This window comes from Bacillus bruguierae, from assembly GCF_037104725.1.
In the GTDB taxonomy this organism is placed as follows: Bacteria; Bacillota; Bacilli; order Bacillales; family Bacillaceae_G; genus Bacillus_A; species Bacillus_A bruguierae.
Window position 1 is genome coordinate 1 of sequence record NZ_JBAWSX010000029.1, and the last position, 14,679, is coordinate 14,679.

Sequence of the window (14,679 nt, forward strand, 5' to 3'; positions counted from 1 at the left end):
GCGCCCTATGTGAGTAATACATTACAGGATATGCAAGTACGGTAATTAACAGTAATGATAATAAACCACCTGCACCTGCATTAATAGGTAAAAAGAGTACTCCTGCTCCAATTGCTGTTCCAAAAAGACTCAATGCCCAGGTAGTATCCTGTTTATGCCACTTTTTAGGGTCTGGATATTTCTCATTTTTTACTGCAGTATTTTCAGCTTGAAATTCTATTGTTTTTGCAGTATTCCCATTCATATAATAATTCCTCCTTTAATCGTGGTATGAGCCAAGGATAATCCTCGTTCCCCCATCATTTCTACTACATCACGAAAACTTAAGTTACACCGCAGGTACCAACGTACTGTTAACAAAATAAGATCCGGCTGATAACGCTTCCATTTTCATGTAAATTTCCCTTCTGATCACACACCTTTTTTAGAGTAATCGTATCAGTATGTTCAATTTTAGAAGATTACTTGCAAGGTCTTTAGAATTTTTGCACCAGAACCAGGTTTGATATTTTCTCCGGAGGTAATAGATTATCTCTCGACGCCCCCATTATAACTTGTATATTTATGAGTTTATTGTTTTTTTTATTTTTAGAAAGAATGAATAAACAGAATTTTTGAATGGATAATAAATTACACTTGGCATGTAGCAATTGTGTCCATTATTTGAAGCTGTATTAGTTAGTAGACAATCAAAAATAACACAGAGTTCCTTCGATTAACACATTGATTATATTGGGAACTCATTATAAGAGGTCACTGTATCATTCTGGGAACATTGTACGCTAAGGACTACAAATCCTTATCATTACAGTATTTTATAAAGATGAATACATATTTAGACAGATAAAAACCTAAGTTTAATTGAACATTGATTTGTTTACACACTTTATGAACATGATTATAGCTAGAAAACGTTGATATTATTGTGTTTTACCCTCTGTTCATAAACATAAGATTTTCTGAACAAGTATCTCTTAGCGTACAGCAAAAGGGGGTAATTGCGACGAAAATGTGTCTAAACGGACAGAATTCCCGGAATGATATGGTGAGGTGTATAAAAATACTTATATTTTCCTTTTTTGAAACACCTTATTTTAGACGTGAAAGCTGTTGTAATAAATAATTGATGTAAATGGAAAGGAATAAATTAAGGGAATATAAAATCACTTTGGATATTTATCATTAATTTTGTATTTATATACATTTTTCAGAAAAAAGGAACTTCTTTTCGGGGTTCCGACACATCGCTATCAAGCTAACAAAACTAAATTTCCTTCAAATGAAAAATACGCTATTCTTTCTGTAGAATCATAGGAAAAGATGACACTTTTTATGAATCTAGAAATTTTTGATAAACTACATTGTTTCTAAAGAATTACAACGCCATATATCACCACATGTTTTAGAACAGTTGGCTAGAGAAATAAGATTTGTCCAACGAAAAAGCAAATATCATGCACAAGACCTAGGAGTCCTATGTGCCTGGTTAAGTAGAAATATATCGCATACTTTATTTATAATAGATAATAAATAAAGTATGCGATATAGAGATGGATTTATATGCCTAAAATTGACAATATACTAGCAATTCTATGGATGCTTAGTTCAAGTGAAAAAATTACTGCAAAACAAATATCAGAAAAGTTAGAGATTCATATAAGGACTGTGTATCGTTATATTGATACACTTTCAACAAGTGGTGTACCTATAATTTCAGACACAGGACATAACGCTGGATACTCTTTATTGAACAATTTTATTGAAATTCTGTCAGAATTAATAAAATTTCATCAAGTAAGATAACTTCCCTGACATTAGCTGTCAGGGAAGTTATCTTATAATAGGCTATATCAATTGTGATTGGAGTGTTACTAGATGCAAACAAAAAAAGTGTATCTTTATGTATTTAATACAATGTCAGACTGGGAATATGGATATTTAATTGCTGAACTAAACTCAGGAAGATATTTCAAAAAAGATTTAGCACCTTTACAAGTAGTTACAGTAGGAGTTAATAAAGAAATTATTACTACAATGGGAGGTCTGAGCATAAAACCAGATATTTCCCTCGATGAATGTACTCTTGAGAGTAAAGATCTTTTCATTTTACCTGGAGGGAATACTTGGAGAGAAGATATTCATCAACCTATCTTGAAAAAAATTGGCGAAGCTTTAACGCTTGGCACTATTGTTGCCGCAATTTGTGGTGCAACTGAGGGCCTCGCAAATATGGGATACTTAGATTCTAGAAAGCATACAAGCAATCACTTAGCGTATATTAAAATGGTCTGTCCTAATTATAAAGGTGAAAAATTTCATGAGATGGGACCTGTGGTATCCGATGAGAATTTAGTTACTGCATCAGGAGTAGCTCCTCTGGAATTTGCGATGGAAGTACTGAAAAAATTAGATGTATTTGCACCAGATACATTACATTCATGGTATAACCTAAATAAAACTCATAAACCTGAATACTTCTTCCAGTTAATGAATTCATTGAATAAATAGATGAGCTAAAAAAAGCAACTTAGCAGTTTTATATTCGTTTAAATAATTACCATGCTTTAGACGATGTCAAAGCATGTTTTTTTGTATATAACTTAAAAATGTTTATGGAAGTGAAGAACTTACAAAGCACTCCTGAAGTTGTTATAAGATAGAACTGGTAACTTTACGATTTAGGTCTTAATAATTTTTCAAACAACTTTATTTTCACTTAATATATTTATTTTCTTACCTTGATCTTCACTTGTTTTTGACATTTTCCTGCCCCCTTATTTTATGAAAATAAAAGAACCAGTTATATTCCGCTCAGCAAATAAGCAGAAATACAACTGGCTCTCGTTTACGAATGCTCTTTAAACAATAAAGTGCAATAAACTCGGCAGTTTCATAATTTATATATCCATTTTAATACAACATATTTTAAACCTGACATGTGGTAGGAACGGGCCCTGACCGTTTCTATGCGCGGTCAGATGCTCTCGTCCTCCCTAAAAAAGAAGTTTTTAAAAGCTACTTTATCGAATCTATTTCCTCATACTCCTCCTGCGGTTTTTCGCCGTTTACATAACTTGTATATTGGCGGTACAAATCTTTTAAAGCGCTAATAATTGCATTTTGTGCTTTTCCTTGATAATGATAGGAAATTTCTTCAATGATGTCTTCGATGCCATCTCGTAAACTATATCCTCTTAAAATTTGCGAAATAAAGTCTCGTCCGTGTCCTGTCGCAAGGGTACATGACGATTCGATAATTACGTGATATTTGTGATCTGCCTCTATTGTAATTGTTAGTGTTTCATAGACGCTGCGCACAGCCATCCCTTTCGGAAGTCTCGCATGTCCAGCCATGAAAAAAGTTCCTTTCCGCATGTTCATCCCCCATTATTATGTTGTCATCATACTTGATCTACATATACGGTCTTCATTCTTGTATAAAATTCTGCAGCTGCTTTCCCTTGTTCGCGTGGTCCAGCGCTGGAATGTTTCATTCCGCCAAACGGAACTTGCGGCTCTGCTCCTGCTGTTTCTGAGTTTACGTGAACCATTCCGACTTCCATATCATCAATAAATTGCTGGGCAAGGCTTAGATTATTTGTACAAATGGATGCGCTCAGCCCATATTCTGTATCATTAGCGAGGTGAATCGCTTCCTTATAATTGGTCACTTTAAACAAACAAATAACAGGACCGAAAATTTCTTCCTTCGCAATGCGTGCATCGTGAGGTACGTCTTCAAAAATAGTCGGTAACACATAAAATCCTTGTTGTAGCCCCTCTTCTTTTGGTACGTTGCCTCCGCAAAGCAGTGACGCCTCTTTCTTGCCTGCTTCAATCATTGCTAAAACAGATTGCTGCTGGTTTTCAGATACACATGGTCCCATAAATGTATCCTTTTCTAATGGATTGCCAACTGTAAAAGCTTCTGTACGCTGGACGAGTTCATTGCGAAATTCCTCATAAATTTCCTTTTCAACGATAATTCTACTTGTCGCTGTGCACTTTTGGCCTGTTGACATAAATGCACCTCTGATCGCAATCTCGACTGCTTTATGAATATCAGCATCTTTTAATACAACGAGTGGATTTTTTCCGCCCATTTCTAATTGCACTTTTTTCCCATTCGCAGTAGCCGTTTGCTGAATTGTTTTTCCGACGTTATTAGAACCAGTAAAGGATATTGCTTTTATATCCAGGTTTTCTGTTAATTCTGTTCCGACTACTGAACCTTTCCCAAATACACAATTGATAACACCGGGAGGAATCCCCGCTTCGTGAAAAGCATTCACAAGGTGATATACAGATTTCGGTGTAATTTCTGCCGGTTTTATGACAACGGTATTACCGTAAATGAGCGCCGGAGCCATTTTCCATGCCGGAATGGCAATTGGGAAATTCCACGGTGTAATTAACCCTACCGGTCCAACTGCTACTCGTTTGCTGTAGAGCATCGTTTTCGGATTGGCCGACGGAATGATTTCTCCCATCGGCTGATTCGCTTCTCCTGCATAGTATTCGAGAATGCTAATCGCCCGCTTCGTCTCTCCTATCCCTTCAGCGAGTGTTTTTCCTTCTTCACTCGTCAAGTCATAACCGATTTCCGTCACTCGTTCTTTTAAAATAGCTGCTGCTTTCCATAAATAACTGGCCCGTTCTTGAAACGATAACCTTTGCCAATTGTGAAAGGCTTCTTTCGCAGAAGCAATGGCTGCTTGTGTATCTTCTGCTGCGCTTAATGGAAATTCTCCTACTATTTCTCCATTATGCGGATTATAGTTTTTTGAATACTGATTAGTGGATGGCTCTTTCCACTGCCCATTTATATAATTGAAAAACTTCATTTTCCTACCCCCAGCTGGAAATATAACTATTGTTTCTTATTTGGATACCCTAGCAATTGCCACTTCAAGAATAGCTAATCCTTCTTCAAGCTGTTCATCTGTAATAACAAGCGGCGGTAAGAAACGAAGTACACTGCTATAAATACCAGCACTTATTGTAATTAAACCTTTGTTATGAGTTTCCTGCATAATTGCTTTCACTTCTTCTGTTGCTGGTTCTTTCGTATTTCGATCCTTTACAAGTTCCATAGCCGTCATCGCACCAAGACCTCTCACATCGCCAATTAACTCATATTTATCCTTCCAGCTATTGAATACTTCCATCATACGATCACCGATTACACGGGCACGTTTTACTAAGTTTTCTTCTTCAATGACATCTAAAACCGCTAGGCCAGCCGCGCAAGCAACCGGGCTTCCTGAAAAAGTGCCGCCAAGCTGCCCTGGGCCTGGCGCATCCATTAATTCCGCTCTTCCTGTCACGGCGCTAAGCGGCATCCCTGCAGCAATTGACTTTGAAAATGTCATTAAATCAGGAGCTACCCCGAAGTGATCCATTGCGAACAAGTTTCCTGTACGAGCAAAGCCTGTTTGAATTTCATCTGCAATCATGACAATTCCATATTTATCACAAAGGTTTCTTACTCCTTGTATAAACGTAGCAGTTGGGACGATAAACCCACCTTCACCTTGAAGCGGTTCCAAAATAATTGCTGCAATGTTATCACCTGCTACTTCCTCTAACATAAAACGTTCGAAATACGCTAAAATCTGCTCATCCACTTCTTCAGTCGTCATCCCGTCTTCTGCGCGGTAATAATATGGATAAGGCAGCTTGTATACATCTGGTGCAAACGGACCAAATCCATGTTTATAAGGTTTTACTTTACTCGTAAGAGACATTGTCATCAGTGTCCGTCCGTGATAGGCACGCTCAAACGAAACGATCGCACTGCGCCCCGTAGCTTTCCGAGCAATTTTCACTGCGTTTTCAACCGCTTCCGCTCCGCTATTTGCAAACATTGTTTTTTTCTTAAAATTACCCGGCGTTAATTCATTCAATCTTTCAGCTAACGCAACATAACTTTCATACGGTGCTACATGAAAACAAGTATGAATGGAAGATTCCACTTGCTCTTGAATCGCTTTTACTACCTTCGGATGACAATGCCCGATATTTTGCATCCCAATCCCGCCTGCAAAATCGATTAATTCGTTACCATCTATATCAGTAATGATGGCTCCTTTTGCTGATTGCACATACAAATTCGTAATATTATATGGACCCGCAGGTACCGCATTTTTTCTTCTTTCATGTAAAATAGCAGATTTTGTATTTACAATATTGTCCTTTAACATTGAAACATACCCCTTTTTTCATTTTTTATTTTGCATTGCATACGACTTAGTCCTTCTCTAAACCAATCTCCGAACCTTTTAAAATTGGAAATCCCGCTTTATCATCCTTAACAACTGCTGGCTTATTTCTAACTCTTAGAAAATAGGATACTATCACCACAGCAGCAGCTAAAATCGTCAAATAAAATTGCATGCGCATATCCGCGATAAATGCTTGCGAAACAAATATCGTAACAATCATCAGAAGCGTTGCGTATGTGAGATAAGGGAATAACCACATTTTCACCTTTAATTTCCCCGTGCCCTCTCTTTCCGCTTCTCGTCTTAAGCGAATGTGAGACACCGCAACAAACATATACATAAGCATCGTAACGCCGCCTGAGCTATTTGCTAGAAAGGCAAATAGTTTATCAGGAGATATAAACTTCAGCATCGCACAAATGAATGCAAATAATACACTTGCCACTATCGCCCAAATTGGTGCACCTTTACTGTTTAATCTTGAAAAAATAAAAGGAGCATCTCCCTTTTTCGAAAGCGAGAATAACATACGAGAACTTGTATATAATCCTGAATTTAAAACAGACAGCAAGGACAAGAACACAACCCCGTTCATAATTTCCGCAGCAGCAGGCACTCCTGCCATCCGGAACAAACTTGCATAAGGAAGCTTCAATAACTCCGCATTGTTCCACGGGATAAAAATAGCCAAAATTGTTACAGAACCTACGAAGAATAGCATAAGACGCCATACTACACTGTTAATTGCTTTAATAACATTTTTCTCTGGATTTTCCGATTCCCCCGCCGCAATAGCAGCTACTTCACTCCCAGATAAAGAAAAGGAAATAAATACAACACTCAGCAATACAGGAACAATCCCTTTTGGAAAAAAGCCCCCGTTTTCAGCGATTGTCGAAAAATTCGGCCTGTCCACACCAGGGACAATGCCAAAAATCATCGCAATTCCTAACCCTAAAAAGATAAGAATCGCCGCAACCTTAATAAAAGCTAACCAATATTCAAACTCTCCATATAGCTTTACAGAATAAATATTCGTAATCGTCATCAACATAATCATGAAAAGACTAGCTATCCACGCTGGTATAGAAGGGAACCAATTAGTGACCATCGCCCCTAACAATACCGCTTCAATTGCGATAATAATGACCCAGTTAAACCAATATAACCAACCAATTGTGTAACCTGCCCACGGTCCAATTGCCTTATGAGCATACGTTGCAAAAGAACCGCTATCAGGGTTAACCGCAGCCATCTCCCCTAACATCCGCATCACAAGTACAACCATTAAAGCACCAATAATATAAGACAAGATTGCTGCTGGACCCGTTGATTGAATAATTGTCCCGCTCCCTACAAACAATCCCGCTCCCTACAAACAATCCCGCTCCAATAACCCCGCCAATTGAAATCATTGTTATATGCCTGGTTTTTAAGTCTTTTTGCAATTCATTTTTTTCTTTACCCAAAAAGATCACCAACCTATAAATATTGATTTTCACAAATCCTTCTAGCATACATAATTGCCCGGCATTGATAACGCTTTCTAAAAATCCTATTTATAGAAACAATAAAAAGAGCCAGAAAAACAATGTAAAGAATTACACTGGATTTTACTGTCTCTATCCCTATGGCTCGTCTTCCTGCTAAGGAAGTTCAAGTGGAAAGAAGCCAATTGCTCACTATTAAATTCAACATAGCAATATTCGGGCTTGCAGGGAGGCTAATCACTGTCATCCGATAATAAACCAATAATAATACAAATATACTGAATATTCAAGATTTATTTTAAATTCAGTAAAATCACTACTGTCACAAACCGCTTTGGTTGAATATATTATCACACAACCATAAAGTGAAACTTCCATCAGTAGAGGGGTTTTCATCCCCCACTGATTATCAGCCCTCACCAATCGGGCGCATGCCAGCAGTTTATCTCCCACCTAACTTCTTAAGAAAAGCGGAAGTGGCTCGTTCAGAATGTGAGGGGGATGGAACTTCTGACGTAGAGGGGTTTTTTACCTCGTAGGAAGAAGCGAAGCCACCGAACATTCTAGCCACTGGAGCTGGACAATGTTTTCGCTGAATTTTGAGGTGGGAGTATTACTGCCCACGAATAGCGGGATAAAGGCGGGATCATATGAAACGAGAACAATATCGGCAAATGGAGGAAGAAGATTTGCCTCTTGTAGAACCGAAAGCGTATGAAAATGTCAAACAAATTGTTATTGTCGGTATTCCGGCTTTCATTGGATTATCAATTTACGGCATAGTAGTGACTCTTTTTTAATAACCAATGAATATTTCATTCAATCATGGAACAATATACACATCATATAAGAAAGGAGATGACCCTCTGGTGTATACATACAACTTATACGATGCAAAAGATTCTTTTGGCATTAGCAAATCGTATCACATTAAATGCGAAATTCCGCCCCACCGATTTAGAGCAATTATGATGGAGTTTCGCCGTAATCAAGAAATAGGAGAAAACATTAAAGAATTTATCAACTTCATGAAGCGGGAATTTGATGAAACCTTCGAACTGTTTGAGTATGACGATATTGTGCAGTACGATGCCGACCAAGAGAATAGCATGATACTCGCAAATCTGCTAGATCAGGCAGATGAACATGTTTAAAAGGACTGCCCCGCAGTCCTTTTGTCATGTTGATTAACATTCTCATACCCTATCTCCATCAATCGATAATGCGATATTGATCGTTCTTTCAAATATATCGGCGATTTTTAACATATATCGATCGTTCTTTAGAATATATCGGCGATTCGACATAGAATAAAGACCCTCCGACAAGTCTCGTCATACAATAGCTTCAAATTTATAAATTTTATCACGTTATAGTGACCGTATGACATCTTTATTCATCCCATTCCTATATGTTTATGAAAAGCTCCCATACTTAGCGTTGGAGTTTTTCATAAAGAAAAGGCACTTTTTAAGTGCCTTTCTCCGAGACTACAGTATTTTTGTTAATCTATATTTGAAGCAAATTAACTAGATAACATAACATAAAATAACAAAGCAGCTGCCTCTTGTCGTTTCATTATTTGTTTCGATAAATAATCTGCTGATCCATCTTCATTATATATAACCTCAGGTCCAACTAAACGATGACCTACAATGTTTTTGACAGACTCTATTGCCCAATCATCAGTTTCTCCCTTTAAAGTAGCGTCTGCTGGCGGTGCTTCTAGCATTTTTAAATAATGCCAAGCAATCCATGCTGCTTCTTGTCTAGTAATAGCGCGATCTGGATAAAATTGTTCCCCTTCTTTTTCGTATAAAATACCAAGTTCATATAATTTTTGAATATGGGATGCATACTGATGGCCCTTTACATCAGAAAATACAGGGTCCTTTTTTGAAGGTGGTGTAAAGTAAGCAATTTGAGATAACCAATATGAAAATTCTCCACGTGTAAGAGGGGCTTCAGGAACAAAATTTCCTTCCTTATTTGCTTTTAATATCTCATATTGGTGTAAAGGATCTATAAATTTAGCATATGGATGATTTGCCTCTACATCTTGAAATCTCTTAGGCTCACTTAATTTCACAGCTGAACTACCAGAGTTCCAGTGTATCATTTCTTTTACAGTGCCATCTGTGTGAAGTTTAAACGCCATATAATTACCTTTTTCATCTTCAAATAGTAAAGGATCTATTTGTTTTAATTCCTGTTTACCATATGCTTTATCACTTACAAATAACTTTCCTTCACTTATTTTTACATGTGTAATAAGATTTTTTACCCGCAAATCACGATAAACACCTTCAAATTTCTTTAACTCTTCTTCGCTAGGTTTTAAATACTCTGGCTTCGTTCTGTCTGGAAAATAGTGATTCATAAATTCATCAAATAATTCATAAGGAAGTGACGAGCCATCTTTATTCGTAACAACAAAAACACCTATTTTATGTTCAGGAATTAACCACATTAAAGAAGAAAACCCTGGTATATTTCCACCTTTTCCAAAAACATATTGACCATTATGACTTTGCGGTGAAAAGAATTCAAATCCATATGCCATATTTGGATATTTTGGATGTAACGCAAATTTTGTTTTTTGCATATCTTGAACAGTTTCTTTTTTTAGTATTTGTTTATTTTTAAATTTACCACCATTCAATTGAGCAATCATAAAATTGGCTACATCACTTCCTGTGGAAAACATACTTCCTTGTGGCATGTCCGTCGGTCTTATTTCATAAAATGGGATGGCATTACCTTTTCCATCGTATCCTGTTGCAAGCTTATCTTTGATAAAATTAGTCATAACAAAACTACTATTTTGCATCTCTAAAGGGTAAAAAATATTTGAAGCCATATATTTATAAAAAGGTGTGTTTGTCAAATTTTGAACAATATATCCTTGAAGCATAGAAGCAAAATTATCATATGTGTACGTATCTCCTGGTTTTCTTACTACCGTGGGCATATTTTCTTCTACATAATCTTTAAGTTTTGTATATTCATTAGTTTGATAATGAATATCCCCTGGTCTAGGATCTACGTAATCAAAACCTGTTGTATGGGTGAGTAAATGGTTCATTGTAACTGGTTCACCCATGTTATTTTGATACTTTAATCCCCCCATATAATTTACTATATCTCTATTTAAATCGATTTTTCCTTGTTCAACTAGCTGCATTACAGCACTAGCAGTAAAAACCTTTGATACTGACGCTAATCGAAAAACTGTTTTTTTGGGGTCAATGGGAATATTCTGTTCTTTATTGGAAAAACCGTACCCTTTTTGAAATAGAATTTGATCATCTTTGACAACTACAATAGCTACACCAGGTGCATTTTCTGCTTTCATTTTCTCTGGAATTACTTTATTTGTGAAAGCTTCTACATCTTTAGCATGTAATGCTATAGAAGAAACTGTTTCAGCCTTTGAGTTGTTACTACCCAAAAAGACTAAAAAGAAACATAGACTTATAACTAATAAACTTCGAAAATGATTAATAATTCTATTACTTCTTCTTTCCAAATTAATTCCCCCTTTAAAACTAGATGTATTGATTATTTTCACAGTATGCTTGATTCGGACACAACAACCATATCTTACCATTATTTATATTATTTTTCCAATTTTACACTTCTGTATCTTTATAAAAAAGTTTGATCAAATCGCTGCGAAATAGTTCTAATTGATTCATTTTCTTTAAGCATTCTACTATTGCCTACATTCTTCCTATTTATTTTTTAATAAAAAAACCTTGAAAGGCATATAGCCAATCAAGGTTTTGATGATACTGTTCATTACTTATTTATGGCTGGTGGATGGTACAAACACAATCATTTCCCCATCAGGATATGTATCCTTCCACCCACAAGGCCATCCTCCCTGTTTATATATATCAAAAATTCTTTCATAAAAATTATCTGTTTTTCCATTCACCAATCGGTTTAAAGCACACATTGTGAGGTCCCCTTCAACTTCTTCATGAATACCTATGTAATCAAAGGGTAGAAAATGATTAGCGTAATTCTCATAGCCACCAAAATATTCATATAATTCTTCTTGCTGCAAAGCTAAACCTAAATGATAGACCTTTTCTATGATACTTTCTGTTTCTAGTGATTTAACATCCTCCCATACCGTATCCACTTCACTTAAGTTTTGTGACCAAGCAAAATTTTGTGCCTCATCAAAGTCATTTATTACTTGTATATCAGTAGTATTAACATTTTTATTATTAAAGATCTTACTATTATGAATAAAGTCCATTACTTCTTCTACTAAATGAATATTTTCACCAAACTTCATTTGGTGAATCACCTTCCAATCTATACTTCTGAATAAAGATGTTGTAACAAAATTATTGATAGTTTTCAATAGCTGAGATAAGAGAACCTGTTCCTTCTTCTGCATAACGGATGAAATCCAAGCTTTTTTCACTCCAACCACCGATTAAGTTTGTTTTCCCACCTACGAATTGTTGGTTACCGTAACTATTTAAATTGAAGGAGTGAACCCAAACATCAGGATTAACTTCACGGCGATATGTTTCAAGAAGAATTTGTAAAGAATTGCCTTCATATTCATCTCCGTACACTTGCTCATCAGAGAAGACAAGGATGCGGTCAACTTTGATTTTGTTATCTAATAAATATTGGATAGAAAGATATAAGTTTGTTCCATATCCGTGTTTATTAACTTCTGATAAAAATGTGTTCATGTTCTCTAAAATGCCAGAACGAGTAGAAACATTTATCACTTTGAAATCCGTTGCGAATACAGATGTAATCGAATTATCACAGAAAGAGTGTGCCATTGCCATCATAAGTGTAGCAATATCTGCACATGTAACGGTTCCATCTTTTGAGACAGAATTATATGTCATAGAGCCTGAGATATCTGCTGTCATAAATGTTGTTCCTGATACCCTTGGCATGTTTGTAACAGATGCTTCAATTGCGTCATTCAATACATCTAACAATTCACTTCCTGCTTGTGGTAATTTTTCTTGCACGACGCGATAGGCTGAGAAAAAACGAAATGGTAATTGTTTTGATTTTTTTACTCTCTCAGGATCGCGAAGAATGTTATATACTGTATCAATATTTGCTGCATCTGAATCTACGATATTGCGAAGATTACGAAGTAAGGCCATATACCCCACTTTCCCGCTATCAATTAATTCTTCCCATACTTCTTTTTTGTTTCCTTTTTGGGAAAGTTGTGTTTCCCACGTATATGGTACTTGTAGTGTGTTTTCTAACAAACGCTTATAAAGTTCGTAACGTTCTGTTCCTTCTTTTGCAGATGGACTGACTAAACGAAATACATCTTTCAATGTAACGTCTTTTCCTGTCCTATTGTACTTTGCTAATTGATATTCATCAAACGTAGCAAAGGCATCTGCCAACCCTTTTTTCAAAGAGTTTGGAATTGGATTTTTCCGGCCATATACACCTAATTGATATGCCATCATTTCTGTTACATCATCCGGTCGCTGTGCAATGCGAGAAACCGTTTGACGAGCATATTTACGACCTTCAGGGTGGTTAGCAAGTTCCACTGCTAAGACATGTGTAACAGAACGCATGTAGAACACTTCACGTGCATACACTGCTAAATTTGCAACAAATTTAGGGTCTCTGTCCATGATTTGTTTTGCAGTAGTAACTAATTCTCCACTGTTATCGCCATAAAATTTTGGCTCATTAAAGAAAGATGTTAATACCATCGTAACTAATTTATCTTTATCATACATTTTATAAGCGTTTCCGCCCTCTTTTGTATACGTTTGACGGCTTCCTTGAGAAGAATGATTAAACTTTGACATTATGATTTACCCCCAGAGATTTTTTGACACTACTGGTTGAAATACAAATAAAAAAGGCAACGTATATACGTTGCTCTTTTCACTCATTCCTAACACTTCGGAACTATCGGAAACAGGAACAGTTAAACTGCTTTGACAATTTATTCAGAGAAACGGGAATCGAGCCCCGCAAACCCAGCTCCTATATGACGCTTAGCTTAGTGTTATGAATCAAAGAAAAGTACTAATTCGGTGCGGAACTTACCGCATCGATAGCGTTTCATATTAGCAAACGAAGTATGAGCTATCTACACTGCTCCTGTTATATGTAATGTTTAAAGATTTGGGAGATAAGCGAAAAGGCTCGTTACGTTGCTCTACCACTGAGCTACCTCCCAAAATCGAGAGGATGGGATTCGAACCCATGACACACGGCTTTTAATGCGAAGAAATCCTTCTCTACACTGCCCAAATCTATAAAGTATGAATTATAGATTCGAAGAAAAGGGAGATAGGCGGAAAGACTCAATATGTTGCTCTACCAAACTGAGCTACTCCCCCTATGTTTATAAAACGACGGGGGAGGCAAGGATTCGAACCTGCGACCTACCGCTTAACAGGCGAAGAAATTCTTTCCTACACTGCCCTTTTTTTTTTATTACTTATTGATTTCATTATACTCGTTAATCAAAATTTTGGCAATTATTAGCACTTCTGAAAAATCTTATCTTTTTCGTCTATTAATCTTAAAGCTTCTGTATTTCACAATTTAATTACATTAGATTGTATGAAAATAATGTGTTAGACTAACTAGCGGATATACAAATTTTACATAATACACCAATAAGATATACCTATATAAATACAAATTAAAAAATCGACATAAAAACCCGCTTTCTTTTTAGGCGGGCGAGAGCATTTGGCCATGCATAGAAACGGTCAGGTCCTTTTTCTGCCACATGCAAGGTTTAAAACAAAAGAAGAAAGCATGTGCAGGTCATGGGGTATTCTGCATAGCAGCGACTTATATGTCAAAGAATTAAAATGGATTTATATAATAAAACAAAAATATATCCATTCTTGCATAAAGATCTTAGAAGAGAAAAAGTTTTTACCCTTGATGAATATGGTATACATTATTTTTCTTTCAAAAAG

The 14,679-nt window shown here is 36.2% G+C and carries 9 protein-coding genes and 5 pseudogenes; 5 read left to right on the forward strand and 9 right to left on the reverse strand.

All coding sequences use genetic code 11. The annotated features are described in order from the left end of the window. Positions 1-244 (reverse strand): annotated as a pseudogene (locus WAZ07_RS25440) (septum formation initiator); the annotation flags it as partial. Between the two features lie 17 nt (positions 245-261). Continuing rightward, positions 262-363: pseudogene (locus tag WAZ07_RS25445) on the reverse strand (IS6 family transposase); the annotation flags it as partial. A gap of 969 nt (positions 364-1,332) precedes the next feature. Between WAZ07_RS25445 and WAZ07_RS25450 the strand changes: the two are divergent. From WAZ07_RS25450 to WAZ07_RS25460, 3 genes and pseudogenes are all read left to right on the forward strand, one after another. Next, positions 1,333-1,510: pseudogene (locus tag WAZ07_RS25450) on the forward strand (IS4 family transposase); the annotation flags it as partial. A 50-nt stretch (positions 1,511-1,560) separates the two neighbouring features. Further along, positions 1,561-1,764, forward strand: a pseudogene (locus WAZ07_RS25455) (helix-turn-helix transcriptional regulator); the annotation flags it as partial. 111 nt (positions 1,765-1,875) lie between these two features. Further along, positions 1,876-2,508: a type 1 glutamine amidotransferase family protein gene (locus tag WAZ07_RS25460; protein ID WP_336474628.1), complete on the forward strand. Its 633-nt coding sequence runs from the start codon at positions 1,876-1,878 to the stop codon at positions 2,506-2,508. Positions 2,509-3,015: 507 nt separating this feature from the next. Here WAZ07_RS25460 and WAZ07_RS25465 read toward each other — a convergent pair. From WAZ07_RS25465 to WAZ07_RS25480, 4 genes and pseudogenes are all read right to left on the reverse strand, one after another. Beyond that, complete coding sequence (locus tag WAZ07_RS25465) at positions 3,016-3,375, reverse strand: DUF3870 domain-containing protein (protein ID WP_336474629.1); 360 nt, start codon at positions 3,373-3,375, stop codon at positions 3,016-3,018. Positions 3,376-3,401: 26 nt separating this feature from the next. Further along, positions 3,402-4,844: an aldehyde dehydrogenase family protein gene (locus tag WAZ07_RS25470; RefSeq protein ID WP_336474630.1), complete on the reverse strand. Its 1,443-nt coding sequence runs from the start codon at positions 4,842-4,844 to the stop codon at positions 3,402-3,404. A 36-nt stretch (positions 4,845-4,880) separates the two neighbouring features. Continuing rightward, positions 4,881-6,203, reverse strand: a complete 1,323-nt coding sequence (gene gabT, locus WAZ07_RS25475) for a 4-aminobutyrate--2-oxoglutarate transaminase (RefSeq protein WP_336474631.1) — start codon at positions 6,201-6,203, stop codon at positions 4,881-4,883. A gap of 46 nt (positions 6,204-6,249) precedes the next feature. Further along, positions 6,250-7,741 (reverse strand): annotated as a pseudogene (locus tag WAZ07_RS25480) (amino acid permease). A 623-nt stretch (positions 7,742-8,364) separates the two neighbouring features. Between WAZ07_RS25480 and WAZ07_RS25485 the strand changes: the two are divergent. Then, positions 8,365-8,514 carry a hypothetical protein gene (locus tag WAZ07_RS25485; RefSeq protein WP_336474632.1) on the forward strand — a complete coding sequence of 50 codons (150 nt, stop codon included), beginning with the start codon at positions 8,365-8,367 and terminating at the stop codon, positions 8,512-8,514. 69 nt (positions 8,515-8,583) lie between these two features. After that, positions 8,584-8,868 carry a hypothetical protein gene (locus WAZ07_RS25490; protein WP_336474633.1) on the forward strand — a complete coding sequence of 95 codons (285 nt, stop codon included), beginning with the start codon at positions 8,584-8,586 and terminating at the stop codon, positions 8,866-8,868. A gap of 371 nt (positions 8,869-9,239) precedes the next feature. Here the strand turns inward: WAZ07_RS25490 and WAZ07_RS25495 are convergent, their stop codons facing one another. From WAZ07_RS25495 to WAZ07_RS25505, 3 genes are all read right to left on the reverse strand, one after another. Then, positions 9,240-11,243, reverse strand: coding sequence for a serine hydrolase (locus tag WAZ07_RS25495; protein WP_336474634.1), 2,004 nt, complete (start codon positions 11,241-11,243; stop codon positions 9,240-9,242). Between the two features lie 276 nt (positions 11,244-11,519). Next, positions 11,520-12,023, reverse strand: coding sequence for a cytoplasmic protein (locus WAZ07_RS25500; RefSeq protein ID WP_336474635.1), 504 nt, complete (start codon positions 12,021-12,023; stop codon positions 11,520-11,522). Between the two features lie 52 nt (positions 12,024-12,075). Continuing rightward, positions 12,076-13,545, reverse strand: a complete 1,470-nt coding sequence (locus WAZ07_RS25505; RefSeq protein WP_336474636.1) for a TROVE domain-containing protein — start codon at positions 13,543-13,545, stop codon at positions 12,076-12,078. Positions 13,546-14,679: the final 1,134 nt, after the last annotated feature.

Coding starts and splice junctions, on each gene's coding strand:
- WAZ07_RS25460 (WP_336474628.1), top strand. CDS start 1,876: ATGCAAACAAAAAAAGTGTATCTTTATGTATTTAATACAATGTCAGAC.
- WAZ07_RS25465 (WP_336474629.1), bottom strand. CDS start 3,375: ATGCGGAAAGGAACTTTTTTCATGGCTGGACATGCGAGACTTCCGAAA.
- WAZ07_RS25470 (WP_336474630.1), bottom strand. CDS start 4,844: ATGAAGTTTTTCAATTATATAAATGGGCAGTGGAAAGAGCCATCCACT.
- gabT (WP_336474631.1), bottom strand. CDS start 6,203: ATGTTAAAGGACAATATTGTAAATACAAAATCTGCTATTTTACATGAA.
- WAZ07_RS25485 (WP_336474632.1), top strand. CDS start 8,365: ATGAAACGAGAACAATATCGGCAAATGGAGGAAGAAGATTTGCCTCTT.
- WAZ07_RS25500 (WP_336474635.1), bottom strand. CDS start 12,023: ATGAAGTTTGGTGAAAATATTCATTTAGTAGAAGAAGTAATGGACTTT.
- WAZ07_RS25505 (WP_336474636.1), bottom strand. CDS start 13,545: ATGTCAAAGTTTAATCATTCTTCTCAAGGAAGCCGTCAAACGTATACA.